The organism is Ruegeria sp. G5 (assembly GCF_056533365.1).
This window is the reverse complement of the sequence record NZ_JBQFOK010000007.1, coordinates 135,623-155,620: the sequence shown is the minus strand read 5'-3', so window position 1 is coordinate 155,620 and position 19,998 is coordinate 135,623. Positions and strand designations below refer to the sequence as shown.

The window sequence follows — 19,998 nt, the reverse complement described above, 5'->3', positions numbered from 1 at the left end:
CGGGTGAAGCCTCTGCGCGCCATTCTCGGGACGGCAAGCGCGTCGGACAAAATCATCGCCCTGTCCGAGGGCGATGATCCCCGCGTTGTCGAAGGGGCCGTCAAGGCCGTCAAAGAGAAGGTCGCGCGGATTATCCTGATCGGAGACAGGGCCGAGGTTTCGGCCCTTCTCAGCTCGCACAAGGGGTTCGACCCTGATTGGATCGAAATCCACGATCCTTCAGCCTCGGACCTGACGCCCAACTTGGCGCAGGCGTTGTATGAACGTCGCAAGCACAAAGGCATGACCCATGAGGATGCGAACCGGCAGATCAGCAACCGTCTGACCTATGCCGCCATGCTTGTGCAGCAGGGCATCGCCGATGGCACCGTTGGTGGCGCGGTCGAAACCACATCCGACACTGTGCGCACCGCTTTGCAGATCATCGGCACTGCACCCGAAGCCGCCATGGTCTCCAGCTTTTTCCTGATGCTGTTCTGTCAGGACCATCACGAGGTCAAAGGCGCCCGCATCTTTGCCGATTGCGGTCTGGTCGTAGACCCGGATGCGCAGGAGATGGCTGAAATCGCCCGCGCTTCGGCAGACTCATACACTACACTGACCGGCGACACGGCGAGGGTGGCGATGCTGTCCTTTTCGACGTCAGGCAGCGCGGAACACCCGAAGGTGTCAAAGGTGGTCGAGGCAACGCAGATCGCACGCGAAAAGGACCCCGCGCTTTTGATTGACGGTGAGCTTCAGTTTGACGCCGCTTTCGTACCGGAAGTCGCAGCAACAAAGGCAACAGATTCCCCGCTTAGGGGCGAAGCGAACGTCTTTGTCTTTCCCAGTTTGAATGCGGGAAACCTTGGCTACAAAATCGCTCAGCGCATCGGAGGGGTCGAGGCGATCGGTCCGGTGCTGCAGGGGCTGGCGAAGCCGGCCAATGACTTGTCGCGTGGCTGCTCGTCCGAGGACATTCTGCACATGATCGCCGTCACCGCCGTTCAGGCGCAACACAATGATGCTGGAACATAAATCACCCCAGCACGCAAAAACGAAAAATTTATTCCGCTTTCATGCCATTTATGGGAATGATCGGATCACAAGCTACAGGGGGCGCTTTTGAACCAGCCAGTCATAGATACCTCGCCCAAGGTCTCGGACGAGGTCCGAAAGACCACCTGCTATATGTGCGCTTGCCGGTGCGGCATTAACGTTCACATCAAGGATGGCAAGGTCGCGTATATCGAGGGCAACCGTGACCACCCCGTCAACAAAGGTGTTCTTTGCGCCAAAGGGTCGGCTGGGATCATGCAGGTCAACGCCCCTTCACGCCTGCGTAAACCGCTGCGACGGGTCGGGCCGCGCGGCTCGGGCGAGTTCCGCGAGATTGAGTGGGACGAAGCGATCAGCACAGCCGTGGGCTGGCTGAACGAATTACACGAGACGGCCCCGCACAAACTGGCCTTCTTCACCGGGCGCGACCAAAGCCAGAGTTTCACCAGCTTTTGGGCGCAGAATTTTGGAACGCCGAACTATGCCGCACATGGCGGGTTCTGCTCGGTCAACATGGCGGCGGGTGGCATCTACACCATGGGCGGGGCGTTTTGGGAATTTGGCCAGCCTGATTGGGACCACACCAAGCTGTTCATGCTGTTCGGCGTGGCCGAGGATCACGACAGCAACCCGATCAAGATGGGCATCGGCAAGATCAAGGCGCGCGGCGCGCGGGTGATCGGGGTGAACCCGATCCGCTCGGGCTATAACGCGGTGGCTGACGATTGGGTCGGCATCACGCCGGGCACCGACGGGCTGTTCATCCTGTCGCTGATCCATGTGCTGATGAAGGCGGGTAAGATCGACCTCGACTATCTCAGCCGTTACACCAACGCGCCAGTCTTGGTAAATGCCGCCGAGGGTCCGGAAAAAGGTCTGTTCCTGCGCGACGCGGACGGCAAGCCTCTGGTCATCGACCGCGTGACGGGCGAACCCACCGCCTTTGACAAACCCGGCGTTCGCCCTGACCTGTCGGCCACCTATGGCAAAGACGGCGTCACTCACCGCCCTGTCTTCCACCTGATGGCCGAGAAATACCTGTCCGACGAGCACGCGCCGGAAAACGTCGCCGACCGCTGCGGCATCCCCGCCCAACGCATCCGCGCCATCGCGGCGGAGATCGCTCGTGTCGCCTTTGACGAGGCTATCGAGCTGGACCACGAATGGACCGACTTCCGGGGCGAAAAACACAGCAAAATGACCGGCCGCCCCGTCAGCTTCCACGCGATGCGCGGCATCTCGGCCCATGCGAACGGCTTCCAGACCTGCCGCGCGCTGCATGTTCTACAAATCCTGCTGGGCACCGTCGAGGTCCCCGGCGGCTTTCGCTTCAAACCGCCCTACCCCAAACCGGTCGAGGCGCATCCCACCCCGCACGGCGACCGCCGCCCGGGCCGCCCGCTGGAGGGCCCTCACCTCGGCTTCCCCCGCGGCCCCGAGGACTTGCTGCTGAACGAAGACGGCACCGCCCAGCGCATCGACAAAGCGTTCACATGGGAAAACCCGATGTCGGCCCACGGGTTGATGCATATGGTGATCTCGAACGCGGCCGCCGGTGATCCCTACAAGATCGACACGCTGTTCATGTACATGGCGAACATGTCTTGGAACTCTTCCATGAACACCAAAGGCGTGATGGAGATGCTGTCGGCCAAGACCGAAGACGGCAAATACGTCATCCCAAAGATCATCTACTCGGATGCCTATTCTTCGGAAATGGTCGCCTATGCCGACCTGATCCTGCCCGATACCACCTACCTGGAACGCCACGACTGTATCTCGCTGCTGGATCGCCCAATCTGCGAGGCCGACGCTGCCGCCGACGCCATCCGATGGCCAGTAGTGGAACCCGACCGCGACGTGCGTGGGTTCCAGTCGGTTCTGATTCAATTGGCTAACCGCATGAGCCTGCCCGGCTTCACCAACCAAGACGGTACGCCCAAGTGGAAGGATTATGCCGACTATATCGTCAACCACGAACGCAAACCCGGCATCGGCCCGCTGGCCGGATTCCGGGGCGAGGATGGCGACAAAGAAGGACGCGGCGCGGTCAACCCGGACCAGCTGAACCGCTATATCGAAAACGGGGGCTTCTACGTCGCACATATCCCCGAAGGCGCGGATTACTACAAACCCTGGAACACGGCCTATCAGGACTGGGCCGTGGGCATTGGCCTTTATGACAGCCCGCAACCCTACCTGTTCCAGCTCTATTCCGAGCCAATGCGCAAATTCCAGCTGGCCGCCGAAGGACACGGAGATCACCAGCCCCCCGAGCACCTGCGCCAGCGTATCAAAGACGCAATGGACCCGCTTCCGATGTGGTATGAAACCGATCAGCAGGGCAACGAGGGCTTCACCATCAACGCCCTGACCCAGCGCCCGATGGCGATGTATCATTCGTGGGGCACCCAGAACGCATGGCTGCGGCAGCTGCACGGGCGCAACCCGCTTTACGTACCCACCAAACTGATGCGCGAACACAACCTGAAAGACGGCGACTGGGCCAAAGTCACCTCACCCCATGGTGAAATCACCGTCCCGGTCATGGAAATGGCCGCGTTAAATGAAAACACCGTCTGGACGTGGAACGCCATCGGCAAACGCAAAGGCGCATGGGCCTTGCAGGAAAACGCGCCAGAGGCCACCAAGGGGTTTTTGCTGAACCACCTGATCCACGAACTGCTGCCGCCTAAAGGCGACGGCATGCGCTGGGCCAATTCCGACCCGATCACAGGTCAGGCCGCGTGGTTCGACCTCAAGGTCAAACTCGAAAAAGCCGACCCACCGACGGACGCACAAAGCCAGCCCGAATTTGCCCCGATCCAATCCCCCGTTGGCACCGGCCCCAAGGACCTGGCATGGAAGGTGGGAAAATGAAAAACATCCGCACTTCATCTGGCCAAAAATATCCCGGGGGTGAATTGAGCCGCAGGCTCAAGAGGGGGCTGGCCCCCTGCCCAACCGCCAAAGCGGAGCTTCGTTGACATGACCCAGCTACCCGAATCCACTGAACGCAAAATGGGTCTGGTCATCGACCTGGATACTTGTGTTGGATGCCATGCCTGCGTGATCTCCTGCAAAGGCTGGAACACTGAAAACTACGGTGCACCTCTTTCCGATCAGGATGCCTATGGCGGCAACCCGTCAGGCACTTTCCTGAACCGTGTGCATTCCTACGAAGTGCAGCCCGAACAAGGGCCCGCACAGCTGATCCACTTCCCAAAATCCTGCCTGCATTGCGAGGATGCCCCCTGCGTGACGGTTTGCCCAACCGGAGCAAGCTACAAACGTGTCGAAGATGGCATTGTCCTCGTAAACGAAAGCGATTGCATCGGGTGCGGGTTATGCGCCTGGTCCTGTCCCTATGGCGCGCGCGAAATGGACTTGGCCGAAGGCGTGATGAAGAAATGTACGCTCTGCGTCGACCGTATCTACAACGAAAACCTGCCCGAAGTAGATCGCGTCCCGTCCTGTGTACGCACCTGCCCGGCGGGCGCACGTCATTTCGGTGATCTCGGCGACCCTGACAGCGATGTCAGCAAACTGGTAGCCGAACGCGAGGGCATGGACCTGATGCCTGAAATGGGCACCAAACCCGTCAACAAATACCTGCCACCGCGGCCCAAGGATCAGATCGAAGACCAAATCGACATTCTGGCCCCCCTGCTGGCCCCCGTCGCCGAGGAGCCGAAAGGGTTCCTGGGCTGGCTGGACAAAGCACTGGAGAAGCTCTGATGCATCCAGCCCCTTCTGTTATTATCTTTACGACACTGTCTGGTCTGGGCTTTGGTCTGCTGTTTTTTCTGGGTCTGGGGTTACCGGACGTTACGGGTTGGGTAGCGTTTGTCTTTTACTTGATCGCATTTGGCTTGTCAGTTGGTGGGTTGATGGCCTCGACCTTCCACCTTGGGCACCCCGAACGCGCCCTTAAGGCATTCACCCAATGGCGGTCCAGCTGGCTAAGTCGCGAAGGCTGGTGTGCGGTCATCGCGCTGATTGTCATGGGGCTCTATGCGCTCGGTCCGATTTTTCTGGGGCAGCGGTGGGCGTTTCTGGGGTTAATTGGCGCTGTGTTTTCGGTCGCGACAGTCTTTACGACATCTATGATCTACACACAGCTCAAGACTATCCCACGCTGGAATTCTCAGTTCACGCCTGCAATGTTCCTTGGCTACAGTATCGCCGGTGGGTCATTGCTTGCAGGACAAGTGACGCTTGCGATCCCATTGCTTGTTATTGCGGCGACCATTCAGGCGTTGACATGGTGGGCAGGCGACAAAGCTTTCGGGAATTCGGGAACGAATTTACAGACAGCAACCGGTTTGGGTAGTATTGGAACGGTGCGTGCCTTTGAACCGCCGCATACGGGAACAAACTATCTCTTGAATGAATTCGTCCATATTGTGGGCCGAAAGCATGCGGAAAAGCTGCGTGTTGTCTCGTTTGTACTTGCCTTCATGATCCCGGTTGTCTTGTTGCTTTTGCCGTTCGGGCATTTTTTTGCTGCACTGGCCGTGCTGTCGCACATCGCCGGGGTTGCGGTTTCCAGATGGCTGTTTTTCGCACAGGCTGAACATGTCGTAGGGTTGTACTACGGCAAACGCTAAAGAAGGGGGCCAGCCCCCTTCTTGGTCTTTCAGACCAATTCATCCCCCGGGATATTTTTGGCCAGATGAAGTTCGGATCGCGCCTGCAAAGACGGCGTTACAGCAACCCGGCGTGGCGCAGCGCGGCATCGATAGCTGCTTTGGTGCTGTCATCCAGCTCTGTCAGTGGCGAACGGACCTCGGAGCTGCACAGTCCAAGCTTGTTCAGCGCATATTTCGCGCCGACCAAACCGGGCTCGATAAAGATGGCCTCATGCAGCGGCATCAGACGATCTTGGTACTCCAGCGCTTTGACATAGTCGCCGTCCAGTGTAGCCTGTTGAAACTCGGCGCATAGTTTGGGCGCGACGTTTGCCGTGACCGATATGCAGCCGACGCCACCGTGTGCGTTGAAGCCGAGCGCAGTCGCGTCTTCGCCTGACAACTGGCAAAAGTCCGGACCACAGGACGCGCGTTGTTGGCTGACGCGGGCCAGATCGCCGGTCGCGTCTTTGACCCCTATGATGCGTGGCAATTCAGACAGCTCGCCCATCGTTTCGGGTGTCATATCGATGACAGAGCGGCCAGGAATATTGTAGATGATAATTGGAATATCCGCACAGTCGTGCAGTGCCCGGAAATGCGCGATCAGGCCCTTTTGTGTGGGCTTGTTATAATAGGGCGTCACCACCAGCGCGGCGTCTGCTCCAACTTTCTGCGCAAATTGTACAAAGCGGATCGCCTCAACGGTGTTATTCGATCCGGCCCCGGCAATCACCGGCACGCGACCAGCAGAGGCCTGAACGACCTGCTCGACGACGGTTTCGTGCTCATCATGGCTCAGCGTTGGACTTTCACCTGTGGTGCCAACGGGCACCAGCCCCGTCGAGCCTTCCTGAATGTGCCATTCCACCAAATGTTTGAGCGTCTTCAGGTCCAACTCGCCGTTGCTGAACGGGGTGACGAGGGCTGGCATTGAGCCTTTGAACATGACACGCTCCTTCTGTGCGCGGTTGGCAAATTTTGCGTCACAGGTCATCACAATCTTTGCGATGTGAGTTGATCCCCGCGGCACAAGGTTTATCCTGAATGGCTCTATCCTTGGTTGGTTGGGAAATGCAAGGCATGACACGCGTTCTGACGCTTTTGGTAGTAGTGATTCTGGCAACAACCGGCGCTGCCCGGGCAGACGCAGTCGATGATCTGCGGGCTGGATTGTCCGAAATGCGCAAAGGTGACTGGAATGCCGCGCTTCGCGAGTCGGGCGAACGCGGGTCGGTCTCGCGTGACATCATAGTCTGGCATTGGCTGCGCGAGGGATTCGGCAGCTCTGGCGATGTGCTGGTTTTCCTTGAGCGCAGACCGGATTGGCCCGGGTTGGCCTGGTTGCGCCGCAAAAGCGAACCCGCTTTTACCGGGGCTGATCCCGACCGGGCCATAAAGTTCTATGCGGACGTGCCCCCGCAGACTGCAGAAGGTGCGTTGAACTATGCCGTCGCCCTCAAGGCAAAAGGGCGTCAGGGGGATGCCGAGGCTGATCTTGTGACCGCGTGGCGCACGATGGCGATGGGGGCCGGTCAGCAAAAGAACTATCTGGAAAACTTTGCAACTTTGTTGAAACCCCACCATTCAGCTCGTTTGGACAGAATGTTATGGGATGGAAACCTTGTCAGCGCCGGGCAGATGTTGCCACTGGTCAGTTCGGATGAACGCAAACTGGCCGAGGCGCGCATCGCCCTGCAAAAACGCCAACCTGGTGTAGACGCCAAGGTTGCGGCTGTTCCAAAGTCTTTGGCCAATGCGCCCGGCCTTGCGTTTGATCGGTTCGTCTGGCGGGACCAGAAAGAACTGGATGACAGCGCAATCGACCTGATGTTGGAACGTTCAACCGGGCCAGACGCGTTGGGTGAGCCCGACAAATGGGCCGAGGGCCGCCGTCGCCTTGCCCGGCTAGAGATGCGCAACGGCAGCGCGACACGGGCCTATCAGATCGCCGCCAATCACCACATGACCCCTGAAATGGGATATGGCTACGCCGATCTGGAATGGCTGGCCGGGTTTCTGGCCCTGCGTAAGCTGAACGACCCGGCAACTGCCGTTCGTCATTTTCAGAATTTCTCGGATGCGGTGCAGTCGCCGATTTCCAAAGGGCGTGGCGGGTATTGGCTGGGTCGCGCCTACGCGGCGCAAGGAGACGCAGACAAAGCGTATGAAGCATATGCAATGGGCGCAGATTACCAGACCTCATTCTATGGGCTGCTGGCGGCTGAACGGATCGGGCGTCCCTTTGACAGCGAACTGGCCAACCCCCGGCGGGCGCCACATTGGAAACAAGCCGATTTTGCGGCCTCCAGCGTCTTGGAAGCTGGGCTTCTGCTGCTGCGTGCGGGGGAAGACAACCTGTCGGAGCGGTTTCTGACCCACTTGGTCGAGGATCTGGACACCACGCAAGCCAATCAGCTGGGTGATCTTGTCATTGAACTGAAAGAGCCTCACCTGGCCGTCATGATCGCAAAACGCGCGGCGAAGACAGGGGTCGTGCTGCCAGCGGCCTATTACCCCGTTCATCCCGTGGCTGATCTGGGATTGCCGATGGCGAAAGAGATGACATTGGCGATTGCACGGCGCGAAAGTGAGTTTGACCCAGTGGTGATCAGCGGGGCCGGTGCACGTGGCTTGATGCAAGTGATGCCTGCAACAGCGCAGTTGGTGGCCAAAAATATGGGGATTCTCAGCGGGCATAAAACCGGCAAGCTTACGTCCGATTGGCAATACAACGCCAAGCTGGGCGCGAATTACCTGTCCACCCTATCTGCGAACTTCAATGGGAACGTCGTCATGATGGCTGCGGGCTACAATGCTGGCCCGCGCCGTCCGATCTCGTGGATGGAACGGTACGGTGACCCGCGCGCGGGCGAGATCGACATGGTGGACTGGATCGAAACCATTCCCTTTAGCGAAACGCGAAATTACGTCATGCGCGTGGCCGAAAGCCTGCCGGTTTACCGTGCCCGTTTGGGGCAGCCGCCATTGCCGATTCCGTTTTCGCAAGAGCTGATCGGCTCAACTCTGGCGTCGTTCGCGCCATAGGGTGAACAGACCTGCAGCAATCACAAGTGTGGCCCCGATCACCACTGCGGGGCGCAGTGCCTCTCCAAAGATCGAAATGCCAAGGATCGCGCTCCACATCAGGTGGAAATAGGCGAAAGGCTGCACTGCGCTGGCCTCGGCCATCTCGTAGCACTTGATCAATAACCAATGGCCCAACGCACCGCTGAGGCACAAGAGACCCATCCAGACCCAGTCACCGCTTTCCATCGGCTCCCAAAACCACAATCCAATGCATGTCATCGCGGCCGCCCCTGCGACACCGGTCCAAAAAAAGCTGGTTGCCGTGCTGTCACGCCGGGCGGCATAGCGGGTCAGAAGGCCGTAAATGGCAAACATGAAGGCCGAGATCAGCGGAATCACAGCCCACGGGTTAAACACGCCCATACCTGGCTGCAGAATGACCAGCACTCCGACACAGCCGACACCGATTGCAGCCCATCGCCGCCATCCGACCTTTTCCCCCAAGACCGGGCCACTGAGGGCGGCAATCAACAGTGGGTAGCAGATGAAAACCGCCTGGCTTTCGATCAGTCCCAGAATGGTAAAGGCGTAGACGGCGACGCAGACCTCGCCGGCCAACAGAACGCCGCGCAGTATTTGCAGGCCCAACTGGCTGGTGCGGGCTGTCGACTGAAGCCCGCCGGGCGCTCGCAGTGCCAATACGACGACGAACGCCCCAAAGAACCAGTAGCGGATCATTACGACCATGTAGGTGTTATACGTCCCCGCGAGATGGCGCGAGATTCCGTCCTGTAACGCAAACACCACCGTAGCTGCGATCATCAGCGCAATTCCGGCACGGGTATTGTTCTGCTGCGTCATGCCTTGGTGGCCCGCGTCATATGGCGTTTGCGACCGAATCCTGACGTGCGCGTAACCGAAAATCCAGCATCTGAAAGCCCCCGCCTGACGAAACCAGCCGCTGTGTACGTGGCCGCTGTACCACCACTCACCGTATGGTCGGCGACATGCTGCATCAGATCTGCGCCCCACAGTTCAGGGTTTTTAGCGGGGGAAAACCCGTCCAAAAACCATGCGTCGGCCTGACCGGACCAATCCGGTAGGGTCTGACGGGCGTCGCCCGTAATGACCTCCAGACGCAGGGTTTCCAATTCGTAGCGACCGCCCTGCCAAACTGCAAGAAAGCGTTCAGCCCAGTCAGACAGTTCCGGAAAAGCGCTGAGCGCGCGCGCCATATCGGCCTGTTGCATCGGAAACGCTTCGAAACTGGTAAATGTCAAAGGCGAGGTCTGCCCCGACTTTTCCCATTCAGACCAAGCTGTCAGCATATTCAAGCCAGTTCCAAACCCAAGCTCGGCTATGCGAAATCCCGGCGCGAACCGCGCTGGCAGGTCATTGCCCGCCAAAAACACATGGCGCGTTTCCTCAAGCCCATTCTGTAACGAGAAATAGGGATCGTCAAAGCGATCCGAGACTGGGACCTGGCCCTCTCTCCACGTCAGTTCGGCATGCTGGTCTGCCATCCGGGAATCCTGTAGCTAAGCGGCGCGACACTGAAGAATGAAAAGGGGATTGGCAATGGTCGATGTGACGGTCCGCGGTGCGGGCATCTTTGGCCTATCCATTGCCTGGGTCTGCGCAAAGCGCGGTGCAAAGGTTCAGGTCATCGACCCGTACGGCCCCGGAGCCGGGTCCAGCGGCGGGCTTGTTGGTGCATTGGCCCCGCATGTACCCGAGAATTGGAATGCCAAGAAAGCGTTTCAGTTCGACAGCCTGATCATGGCTGAGCCATTCTGGAAACATGTTGAGGCGACTGGTGGAGTTTCGTCCGGATATGCGCGCTTGGGTCGGTTGCAGCCCATTGCGGATGACCGCACGCTTGAACTGGCGCATGCGCGTGCGATAACCTCCGCCACCTTGTGGCAGGGCAAGGCGGAATGGACCGTCCTCAGCACTGACGACATCGGTGCGTGGTGTCCGCCCAGCCCGGCCGGGTATGTAATTCATGACAGCCTGAGTGCACGAATGCACCCGCGCAAAGCCTGTGCCGCCCTTACGGCGGCGCTGGCGGTCTTAGGCGTGCAGGTGGTGCAAGAGGCACCCGATGGCGGGCGCGTCGTCCATGCCACTGGCCTCGCCGGGTTGCAGGAACTGAGCGACGCTTTTGGTAAGACAGTAGGCAATGGCGTGAAAGGTCAGGCGGCGCTTTTGCGGTTCGATGCTGGTGAGGTTCCGCAGCTATTTGCAGACGCTGTGCATATCGTACCCCACGCGGATGGAACCTTGGCGATCGGATCAACATCGGAACGCGAGTATGACAGCCCCACCAGCACTGACGCTGCCTTGGACGACGTCATTGATCGCGCCACCCGCGCCTTGCCACTGCTGCACGGGGCCGAGGTGATTGAACGCTGGGCCGGTGTGCGTCCGCGCAGCAAAAGCCGCGCGCCAATGCTGGGCGCACACCCACTATACCCCGGTCACTTCATCGCCAATGGTGGCTTCAAAATCGGGTTCGGCATGGCACCCAAGGTGGCCGAAGTTATGGCCGATCTAGTTCTGGAAGGAGTTGACGGTATTCCCGCCGATTTCCGCCCCGAGGCATCACTCTGAGCTGGGAACTGCTTTGGCGCTCATGCATTGTCGCCCGTCCGGGCCGCGCACCCAAAGATCACTTCCCGAACGGCATAGTGTGGCCGATTCAAAATGCATCAAAGGAGAAGATGCGCGGAACGAAAACTGCGCCAATGGCCCCATCTGGTCTTGTGCAAACAGCATCAGATGCTGCGCCAACAGCGGGCCATGCACGACCAATCCCGCATATCCCTCAACATCTCTGGCGTAGTCGAGGTCGTAGTGAATGCGATGGCCGTTGAAGGTAAGAGCCGAATACCGAAACAAGAGCGTCGTGTCGAAAGATACAACCCTTTCATCCGAGGCATCCGTGCGCGCCGTCGGCGCAATCGGTTTAACTTCATCTGGTGCGGGGTCATTGCGGTACACCAAATCCTGCCATTCGGTCAGACACAGCACGCCTTCCTGCAAGATTTCATGGCGCAGAGTGACAAAGCCTAACGGCCCGCTGCGCCCGGATTTCGTTGCCGAGCTTTCGCAAGAAGAACGCCGTTCAGCCGGAGTGCCCGCAACCAAGGGGGCGGAGAATTGCAACCGACCCCCGGCCCACATTCTGCGCGGCAAACCCATGTCAGGGATCAGGCCCCCGACCTTGGGATGCCCGTCGCGCCCTAACCCCTCGGGTGGTTGCGGCGACCAGAAATAAAGGTGGTGAAAAAACGGAGGTAAAGCCACACCCGCACCGACCGAAACCGGAAGCCCAAGCGCCACCTGCAAAGCCGCGGCCCGGGCTGGATCTATCAGGTCTGATTGGGTTTCTTGTGACATGGCCTCAAGCTAGATTGCCGCCCCCAAAGGGGCAAGCTATTGAGAGTGTTCAGAAACCGGCTTCTGAACGCAGTTTCAGCATCAAAGTCTCAAGTGCTTTTTCATAGCGCTCGCTGACCAGCCGACCTTGCTCGTCAAACTCGTTGGAACTGTCGGCCAGGTGGATTTCCGGGCCCTGCAGGATACGCGTCTGAAACGGGACCATAAAGCTGCGCAAGATCATCTGCGCGCGCTCACCGCCTGCACGGCCTGCGGCGGCGGACATAACCGCCACGGGTTTGTTCGCCCAAGGGTTGCCCTGTGTCCGGCTCACCCAATCCAATGCGTTTTTCAGCACACCTGACGGCCCCTTGTTGTATTCCGGGGTCGAAATGATCACAGCGTCGGCCTGCGCAATCTGATCGGAAAGGGTTTGAACCGCGGCGGGGATACCTTCGCCATTCTCAATATCTCCGTCATACAACGGCAGGTTCAGATCCGCTTCGATATGAGTGCCCGGAGAAAACAACCGCGCCGCCTCGCGCAGCAGTTTGCGGTTGGTTGCGGTTTGACGCAAGGAACCCGACAGGCTCAGAAGGATCGGTTCGGACATGGGGAAACTCCGTTAGGGTGTTTCCCCTTAGTTAGCCCGATAAACGCGCGGGCCAAAGCCCTTGTGACGCGCAGTCAATGTGCAAAAAAGGGGCGCCCCTGACGCCCCTTCACATTACGTGCGACCGTTCGGGATGATTTCGATATCGACCCGACGGTTCCGAGCCTTGCCTTCAGGCGTAAGGTTCGATGCCGCCGGACGGCTTTCACCCAGACCGATCGTCGTAATCCTTGAACTGTTCACACCATTGGCCTGCAGAATATCGGCAACCGAACGCGCACGACGCTCGGACAGTCCCTGGTTGTAGGACGCCGCGCCATCACTGTCGGTATGGCCTATGACCTGGACATTCGAGTTGGGATAGTTGACGAGGTTCTGACCAACACGCACAAGATCCGCCCGCAGCGCCGGACGAACGGTAGAGCTGTCGGTGTCAAAAGTGATATCGTTCGGAACCGTTACGATCAGACGATCACCGGCATTGGTGATGATAATCCCGTCATTGGCCAGTTGCTGACGCAGCTCGGCGGCTTGCCGGTCTAACTGATTGCCAATCACGCCGCCGCCCGCGGCACCGATGGCACCACCGGCCAAAGCACCCAGCAAAGGATCTGAGTCGTTCGCAATCGCACCGACGCCAGCACCGATCAACCCGCCCAGAATGGCGCCTTGTTTGGCGTTTTGGTTGGGATCAGCCGGAAGGTTCAAAGTACCAGGGTCCGTGCAGGCCCCCAGAAACATGGCCGAGCACAGCCCGGCAGATACAAAAAACTTGGAAATCGTCATGAATTCACCTTCTGCTCTGGCTCCGTTTGACGGAGCCACGTTGTTTGGGCCAGTATATCGCGCTCTACCACGGTAGGCTCAAGCAACAATACGGTGATATAGGCAGTTACCCGCCGTTCAATGCGCCTTTGCAGGCGTGTCCCATTGGTTTTGCTCTTGCCAGATGGCGCGCAGCGGCTCTCCCTGACCGCAGAAATGGGCGTCAATCAATTCACAGGCCCAAATTCGATCTGTGCGGAAGTGCCTAAACCCATTCCTGAGCTCGCACCACGCAACCAGCATCGTGCATTCAATATGATAGATCAGAGCAACCGGGCGTACGATACGTTCTGTGCGCAGCTCATCGGCATTGACGTAGGTGATGCGGATCTTGCGTTCCGTTCGGATCGCTTCACGGTAGTTCACGACGGGAACACAGCCTTTGTTCGGATCATCCAAAGGCGCGCCCCAAGGGGCAACCTGTAGCCAGTCTGCCGGGTCACGCAGGGCGTCTATCTTGCGGCACACCCGATTTGCAGCCTGTTGCAGCGTACTGTCGCCCGTGCGCGCCAGCATAGATAGTCCAACCCACAAGGCTTCGACCTCTTCCGCGTCGAAATTGAGCGGCGGCAGATCATAGCCACGACGCATCAGGTATCCTACACCGGCCTCACCTTCGATCGGGGTTCGCTGTGCCTGCAAGGCGGCGATGTCGCGGTAAACCGTACGCACCGAGACTTCGAGCTTTTCAGCAAGGGTTTCAGCCGTCACAGGCGCATCTGCAGCGCGCAAGATCTGAATGATTTCAAACAGGCGGGTCGAACGGCGCATGGCAGTCTCCGGTTGATCTGCTGACACCTTAGCACAGCCCACTGACAAGGTGGTGTCAGCAGTGATGCACCAGATTTGGATCATTCAACAGGAGTTTAGCCATGCCAAATCTGGATAATCACGTCATGATGACCCTTCAGCTAGGGCGCTGGTCTCAGGACCATCGTCTGCGTGCTTTCGAGATTGAGCGAGAGATCATGGCGGCCCGCCAACCTTGTGAGCCTCGTAACCGCGCCAGACGGTTTTCTCTGGGAAACCTCAAGGTTTTCTGGACCCGAACTGCATAGGATCAGAAATCAGCCTTTGCGCGAAATTTCATGGATGCGCCGCCATCAGGGTGTTTCAACCGCAGCTCTTCGGAATGCAACATCAGACGCGGGTAATCGCGCGCATCACCTTCGGCATAAAAAGGGTCACCCAAAATTGGGTGGCCCAACGCCAACATATGCACACGCAGCTGATGAGACCGCCCGGTTTGTGGGAATAACCGCACACGGGTCGTTGCGCCCTCGTGTTTGACCACGCGCCAGTCCGTCACGGCTGGCTTGCCTGTTTCGTGGCAAACCATCTGGCGCGGTCTGTTGGGCCAGTCCACAATGAGGGGCAGATCAACCGTCCCTGTTTTGGCCGCGATGTGCCCCCAGACGCGCGCGACATAGGTCTTGCGGGTCTGTCGCTTTTCGAACTGCATACTCAGATGTCGCTGCGCATGAGGCGTTTGGGCAAAGATCATAACGCCCGAGGTATCCCGATCCAGCCGGTGCACCAGCAAGGCCTGAGGAAAAGCGACCTGAACCCGCGATAGCAGGCAATCCGCCAGATGCTCCCCACGCCCAGGCACAGACAACAACCCCGAGGGCTTGTTGACCACGATCAGCTGCGCATCTTCATGCAACACGTCCAGCGGCGTGGTCGGAGGGGCGTAAGTCTCAGTCATGCGGCACTGCCTAACGCAAGGGGCAACCTCCCGCAACGTCGGCCTTGCCTGATCGGATTGGTTCCGCAACTCTGACGAAACAGGTCGGAGGAGGAAAAAGTGCATCCCACAATCGAACGCATGCAAGAGGTCGTCGCTAAGGGCGATGAAAGCCTGATCCACGCGTTACTGGCAGATGACGTGCGGTTTTCTCCGCCAACCTATTACAGCACATGGACCGGCCGCGCGCCCGTGGCCGCAGTTCTGGGCCATGTGGGGCAAGTGTTTTCAGAGTTTCGATATCGCCGGATCATGGGCGAGGGAAAAGATTGGGCGTTGGAATTTCAGTGCAAGGTCGGCGATCTGGACGCGGTTGGCGTTGACCTGATCACCCTGAACGATGACGGGTTGATTCAGGATTTCGAGGTCGTCATGCGCCCCTACAAAACCATCGGAGCCTTGCGTGAGGCGATGATGGCCCGTGTGATGACCGACCCCAGGTTTCTTGAATACAAAAACGCATTGAGCTGACTATGCCGCTGGCCCCCGATCAGCTGCTGCGCGTGCCCTTGTTACCCGTCTTGGCGATTCAGGGGCTGACGGTACGACGCAGCGCGCAATTGCTGCCGGAACCCTCTGGCCCTCGTACAGGTCGGGCCGGTCGCGGGCCGCGGCTGCGTTTGTTGATCGCGGGCGACAGTTCGGCAGCGGGTGTCGGGGCCGGAACACAGGCTCAGGCCTTATCCGGGTGTTTGGTAAGAGAGCTGTCACGACATTACACCGTCGAATGGCAGCTAAAAGCGACGACCGGGCATACGACCCATGACACGATTGAGCGTTTGAAGCTGGCAGACGAAGAGTTTGACGTGGCCGTCACCGCGCTGGGGGTGAACGACGTCACGCGAGGCGTCACATGCAAACAGTTCATCGAACGGCAAACAAGGCTGCTGCAGCTGTTGGTTGACAGGATGAAAGTGCGCAGGGCGGTCGTAACGGCCGTTCCCCAGATGGATCGCTTTCCAGCTTTACCCCAACCGCTCGCGTGGGTACTTGGGCGACAGGCTGCACGGCTGGACATGGGCCTGAAACAGGTTGTCGAACAGTATCCTCAGGCTCGTCACTTGACCCTGAACCTACCCGACGACCCGGCGTTAGCTGCGCCAGACGGATACCATCCCAGCCCCAGAACATATGCGATATGGGCGAAAGAAGCCGCCCGAGTGTTGCGTCAGGACTGAGTTCGAAGCTGGCGGATCATTGGGATCGAGTACACCACCAAAGCCGACCAGATCAGAGGAAAGGCGATCATGCGCCCTTGGTCAATCTGTTCGCCAAAAACGGCAATCGCGGTAATGAAGATCATCGTTGGTGCGATGTATTGCAGAATGCCCATGGTCGACAGTCGCACAAGCTTGGCCCCGTTGGCATAAACCAGCAGCGGAATTGCCGTCACCAACCCCGCACCAGCCAGCAGCGCCGTGTCCTCGACCGCCCAACCGAAATGCCCGGTCCCTGTAGCCCCCTGCCATGTCACATAGGCCAGCGCCGGGATCAAAAGTATCAAAACCTCCAGCAGGAAGCCCTGATTGGGGCCGATCGGCAGCGACCTTTTGAAAAAGGCGTAGAAGCCCCAACTGATCGTCAAACCAAGCGCCGCCCAAGGCAGGCTACCGGCCTGTATTATCAGAACCAGCACGCCGACGGCCGCCAGACCGACGGCAATCATCTGTGTTCTGTTCAATGGCTCGCGCAGTAACAGCGCACCCAAAGCAATGCTGAACAGCGGGTTAATGTAATACCCAAGCGCTGCGTCCAGCGTGTTACCACTGGCGATGGCCCAGACGTATATCGCCCAATTGACCGAGATCAGCCCCGCCGTCAGGCACGCCATAGCCAGCATCTTTGGGTTTTTCAAAGCGGCCTTCAGATCTTGCGTTCGGCCCAATGCGATCAGCAGCAAACCTGCAACAGGAACAGACCAAATGATCCGGTGGGCCACAACCTCAACAGGGCCGATATGCGCCATCGCTTTCATGTAAAGCGGCAGGAACCCCCACATGACATAGGCGGCCAGAGCCAATGCCAGACCCTTTGGCGTATCCACGTTTTGCGAAAGGATAGATGCGTTCGCCATACCAGGTCCCCGGGGTTATGCCGGCCGTGTTTACGGCAAATCGGGTTCGCTTGGGAACTGCGGAAACTGTGATGCGACACATCAGGTTTATTGATACGTCGCCTTCCAAAAATCGAGCCGGGGCGCATTCGCGCCCCGACCTTTTGATTAAACTTTAACGCGCTCGGATTTCGGGTCGTACATTGGTTTTAGCGACGCTTCGGCTTTTACCTTCACCCCGCAAACGTCGATCTCATAGCTGGAGGCAACGACATCCGCAGCCTTCTCGCCCTCGCAAGGGACATAGCCCATACCGATTGCACCCCCCAGCGTGTGACCGTAGTTCCCCGAACTCAGGTAACCGATATATTCACCGTCGCGTACGATCGGCTCGTTGTGGAACAAAAGCGGCTCGGGCTCGGACAGTCGGAACTGCACCAGGCGGCTCTTGGGCCCACTTTCCTTGCGTGCTATGACCGCTTCGCGCCCGATAAAGTCGCAGCCCTTGTCGACTTTGACCGCAAAACCAAGCCCGGCATCAACCACGTGATCCTCGCAGGTGATGTCGTGGCCGAAATGGCGGAACCCCTTTTCGATCCGGCAGCTGTCCATCATGTGCATCCCGCACAGTTTCAAACCCATGTCCTGTCCGGCCTCATGCAGCGTCTCAAACACGTGACCTGCCATGTCTGAGGAGACATAGATCTCCCACCCAAGTTCACCCACGTAAGTCACGCGATGCGCACGGGCGAGACCCATGCCAATCTCGATCTCCTGTGCGGTGCCAAACGGATTTACCGCATTCGAAAAATCAGCGGGTGAGACCTTTTCCAACAACGCGCGCGCGTTTGGCCCCATGACAGCCAAAACGCCTTCGCCCGCGGTCACATCTGTGATGACAACGCGATGCTCGCCGACATGGCGCTGCATCCAGGTTTGATCGGCCAGACGCGTGGCCGCTGGGGTTACAACCAGATATGCGGTTTCTGACAGTCGGGTTACGGTCACATCCGCTTCGATGCCACCCGTCCGGTTCAGAAATTGCGTATAGACGATCTTTCCTGTCGGAACCGCATAGTCACCACCGCCGATATAATTCATGAACGCTTCGGCATCCGGGCCTTCCACACGGATTTTGCCGAAAGAGGACATGTCATACATGCCCACATTCTCGCGCACGGCGCGGTGTTCGGCGGCCGAATTTTCGAACCAGTTCTGGCGCTTCCAGCTATATTGGTATTCCCGCTCCTGACCTTCGTTTGCAAACCAGTTGGCGCGCTCCCATCCGGCCAGCTCACCGAAGACTGCACCCTGTTCCTTCAGATGGTGATGGAACGGTGTTCGCCGCACTCCGCGTGCAGTGGCCTTTTGCCGATACGGGTAGTGATCAGCATAAAGCAGGCCCAGCGTCTCTTTCGAACGTTTAAAGAGATATTGCTTGTTTCCTTGAAAGGGCTGCATCCGGCTGATGTCGACGTCGCCCAGGTCAAAGGGTTTCTCGCCAGAATCCATCCACTCAGCCAGGGCCATACCGGCCCCACCCGCGGATTGGATGCCAATCGAATTGAACCCGGCGGCCACCCAGACGTTATCCATCTCAGGCGCCAGGCCCAGGTGATAGGCGTCATCCGGCGTAAAGCTTTCGGGACCATTGAAGAATGTATGAATGCCCGCTTCGGCCAACATCGGCATGCGGTTTACCGCAGCCTCGAGGATAGGCTCAAAGTGGTCGAAGTCTTCGGGCAACTGGTCGAACTCGAAACTGTCGGGGATGCCGTTCATGGCCCAGGGTTTAGCATTGGGTTCGAACGCGCCCAGCAGAATTTTACCTGCGTCTTCTTTGTAATATGCGCATTCATCCGGAACACGCAGCACTGGTAGCTGGGTCAGGCCGTCGATCCCCTCGGTCACGATGTAGAAATGCTCGCAGGCGTGAAGCGGAACGTTCACACCGGCCATCCGGCCCACCTCGTGCCCCCACATACCGGCACAGTTTACGACCATGTCGCATTCAATATGACCCGAAGCACTGCCGTCATCTGCAACCCAGTCCACACCCGTTACAGTGCGGCCCTGCCTGACGATATCTGTGACCTTGACGCGTTCCTTGACGATACCGCCACGCTGCCTTGCGCCCTTGGCCAAGGCCAACGCGATATTCGCCGGGTCGCCCTGCCCGTCCAGTGGCAGATAAACGGCGCCTTTGACGTCGTCGACATTCAGATGCGGATACATCTCTTTGACGCGCTCGTTCGAGATTTCTTCAACTTCGACGCCAAAGGCACGGGCCATTGCCGCCTGACGATAGATCTCTTCCTTACGCTCTTCCGTAAGGGCAACCGTGATCGAGCCGCAACGCTTGAAACCTGTGGCGACACCCGTTTCCTCTTCGAGAGAGCCGTAGAGCTCTTGGCTGTACTTGGCCAGTTTCGTCATGTTCGCGGTGGCCCGAAGCTGCGCGATCAGCCCTGCCGCGTGCCATGTGGTGCCGCTGGTCAATTGCTTGCGTTCCAGCAGCACAACGTCATTCCAACCCTTCTTGGTCAGATGATACGCGACCGAACATCCAATGACGCCACCACCGATGATGACCACTCGGGCCTTGCTGGGAAGATCAACCATCCTGAAATCTCCGCTGTGTCAGGTTTGGGTCAAATTGCCACGAAAGATCGACAAAAAA

The 19,998-nt window shown here is 58.5% G+C and carries 19 protein-coding genes; 9 read left to right on the top strand and 10 right to left on the bottom strand.

Going from position 1 to position 19,998, the window contains the following annotated elements:
* The first annotated feature begins 3 nt into the window (after positions 1-3).
* From pta to ACR0BD_RS13675, 4 genes are all read left to right on the top strand, one after another.
* Positions 4-1,017: a phosphate acetyltransferase gene (gene pta / locus ACR0BD_RS13690; protein WP_480831224.1), complete on the top strand. Its 1,014-nt coding sequence runs from the start codon at positions 4-6 to the stop codon at positions 1,015-1,017.
* An 87-nt stretch (positions 1,018-1,104) separates the two neighbouring features.
* On the top strand, positions 1,105-3,918 hold the full coding sequence (locus ACR0BD_RS13685) for a molybdopterin oxidoreductase family protein (protein WP_480831222.1): 2,814 nt from the start codon (positions 1,105-1,107) through the stop codon (positions 3,916-3,918).
* 108 nt (positions 3,919-4,026) lie between these two features.
* Positions 4,027-4,776 (top strand): 4Fe-4S dicluster domain-containing protein, encoded by a 750-nt coding sequence (locus tag ACR0BD_RS13680; protein ID WP_480697948.1) that lies wholly within the window; start codon positions 4,027-4,029, stop codon positions 4,774-4,776.
* Complete coding sequence (locus ACR0BD_RS13675) at positions 4,776-5,648, top strand: dimethyl sulfoxide reductase anchor subunit family protein (protein ID WP_480831220.1); 873 nt, start codon at positions 4,776-4,778, stop codon at positions 5,646-5,648. Before ACR0BD_RS13680 ends, ACR0BD_RS13675 begins: the two co-directional genes overlap by 1 nt.
* Positions 5,649-5,745: 97 nt before the next feature.
* Here ACR0BD_RS13675 and dapA read toward each other — a convergent pair whose 3' ends face one another.
* Positions 5,746-6,618 carry a 4-hydroxy-tetrahydrodipicolinate synthase gene (gene dapA, locus ACR0BD_RS13670; protein ID WP_480831219.1) on the bottom strand — a complete coding sequence of 291 codons (873 nt, stop codon included), beginning with the start codon at positions 6,616-6,618 and terminating at the stop codon, positions 5,746-5,748.
* A 134-nt stretch (positions 6,619-6,752) separates the two neighbouring features.
* Here dapA and ACR0BD_RS13665 point away from each other — a divergent pair, with 134 nt between their 5' ends.
* Positions 6,753-8,717, top strand: a complete 1,965-nt coding sequence (locus ACR0BD_RS13665) for a lytic transglycosylase domain-containing protein (RefSeq protein WP_480831293.1) — start codon at positions 6,753-6,755, stop codon at positions 8,715-8,717.
* Here the strand turns inward: ACR0BD_RS13665 and ACR0BD_RS13660 are convergent.
* Positions 8,691-9,560: a DMT family transporter gene (locus ACR0BD_RS13660; protein WP_480697951.1), complete on the bottom strand. Its 870-nt coding sequence runs from the start codon at positions 9,558-9,560 to the stop codon at positions 8,691-8,693. The two genes, ACR0BD_RS13665 and ACR0BD_RS13660, sit on opposite strands and share 27 nt — an antisense overlap.
* Positions 9,557-10,222, bottom strand: coding sequence for a tRNA (5-methylaminomethyl-2-thiouridine)(34)-methyltransferase MnmC2 (gene mnmC2, locus ACR0BD_RS13655; RefSeq protein ID WP_480831216.1), 666 nt, complete (start codon positions 10,220-10,222; stop codon positions 9,557-9,559). Before mnmC2 ends, ACR0BD_RS13660 begins: the two co-directional genes overlap by 4 nt.
* 55 nt (positions 10,223-10,277) lie before the next feature.
* Between mnmC2 and ACR0BD_RS13650 the strand changes: the two genes are divergently transcribed.
* Positions 10,278-11,312: an NAD(P)/FAD-dependent oxidoreductase gene (locus ACR0BD_RS13650; RefSeq protein WP_480831214.1), complete on the top strand. Its 1,035-nt coding sequence runs from the start codon at positions 10,278-10,280 to the stop codon at positions 11,310-11,312.
* On the opposite strand, the gene ACR0BD_RS13645 is transcribed toward ACR0BD_RS13650, so the two are convergent.
* The 4 genes from ACR0BD_RS13645 to ACR0BD_RS13630 form a co-directional block, all read right to left on the bottom strand.
* The gene (locus ACR0BD_RS13645; protein WP_480831212.1) at positions 11,304-12,101 is read right to left on the bottom strand and encodes an HTD2 family dehydratase; all 798 of its coding nucleotides are present in this window, start codon (positions 12,099-12,101) and stop codon (positions 11,304-11,306) included. The genes ACR0BD_RS13650 and ACR0BD_RS13645 overlap by 9 nt on opposite strands.
* A 49-nt stretch (positions 12,102-12,150) precedes the next feature.
* Positions 12,151-12,693, bottom strand: a complete 543-nt coding sequence (locus ACR0BD_RS13640; protein WP_480697955.1) for an NADPH-dependent FMN reductase — start codon at positions 12,691-12,693, stop codon at positions 12,151-12,153.
* Positions 12,694-12,807: 114 nt separating this feature from the next.
* Positions 12,808-13,479: a YiaD family glycine zipper/OmpA-like lipoprotein gene (locus tag ACR0BD_RS13635; RefSeq protein WP_480831210.1), complete on the bottom strand. Its 672-nt coding sequence runs from the start codon at positions 13,477-13,479 to the stop codon at positions 12,808-12,810.
* 117 nt (positions 13,480-13,596) lie between these two features.
* Complete coding sequence (locus ACR0BD_RS13630; RefSeq protein WP_480831209.1) at positions 13,597-14,289, bottom strand: helix-turn-helix transcriptional regulator; 693 nt, start codon at positions 14,287-14,289, stop codon at positions 13,597-13,599.
* 101 nt (positions 14,290-14,390) lie between these two features.
* Between ACR0BD_RS13630 and ACR0BD_RS13625 the strand changes: the two genes are divergently transcribed.
* Positions 14,391-14,576 carry a hypothetical protein gene (locus ACR0BD_RS13625; protein ID WP_480697958.1) on the top strand — a complete coding sequence of 62 codons (186 nt, stop codon included), beginning with the start codon at positions 14,391-14,393 and terminating at the stop codon, positions 14,574-14,576.
* A gap of 2 nt (positions 14,577-14,578) precedes the next feature.
* Here the strand turns inward: ACR0BD_RS13625 and ACR0BD_RS13620 are convergent, their stop codons facing one another.
* On the bottom strand, positions 14,579-15,226 hold the full coding sequence (locus ACR0BD_RS13620; protein WP_480831207.1) for an RluA family pseudouridine synthase: 648 nt from the start codon (positions 15,224-15,226) through the stop codon (positions 14,579-14,581).
* 99 nt (positions 15,227-15,325) lie between these two features.
* Here ACR0BD_RS13620 and ACR0BD_RS13615 point away from each other — a divergent pair, with 99 nt between their 5' ends.
* Together ACR0BD_RS13615 and ACR0BD_RS13610 are read left to right on the top strand one after the other, a co-directional pair.
* Entirely contained in the window at positions 15,326-15,736 is a 411-nt protein-coding gene (locus tag ACR0BD_RS13615) for a nuclear transport factor 2 family protein (RefSeq protein ID WP_480831205.1), read from the top strand.
* A 2-nt stretch (positions 15,737-15,738) separates the two neighbouring features.
* Positions 15,739-16,443 (top strand): SGNH/GDSL hydrolase family protein, encoded by a 705-nt coding sequence (locus ACR0BD_RS13610; RefSeq protein ID WP_480831203.1) that lies wholly within the window; start codon positions 15,739-15,741, stop codon positions 16,441-16,443.
* Here the strand turns inward: ACR0BD_RS13610 and rarD are convergent.
* Both rarD and ACR0BD_RS13600 read right to left on the bottom strand, forming a co-directional pair.
* Positions 16,434-17,339 carry an EamA family transporter RarD gene (gene rarD / locus ACR0BD_RS13605; RefSeq protein ID WP_480831202.1) on the bottom strand — a complete coding sequence of 302 codons (906 nt, stop codon included), beginning with the start codon at positions 17,337-17,339 and terminating at the stop codon, positions 16,434-16,436. The genes ACR0BD_RS13610 and rarD overlap by 10 nt on opposite strands.
* Before the next feature lie 147 nt (positions 17,340-17,486).
* The gene (locus tag ACR0BD_RS13600; protein ID WP_480831200.1) at positions 17,487-19,940 is read right to left on the bottom strand and encodes a GcvT family protein; all 2,454 of its coding nucleotides are present in this window, start codon (positions 19,938-19,940) and stop codon (positions 17,487-17,489) included.
* Positions 19,941-19,998: the final 58 nt, after the last annotated feature.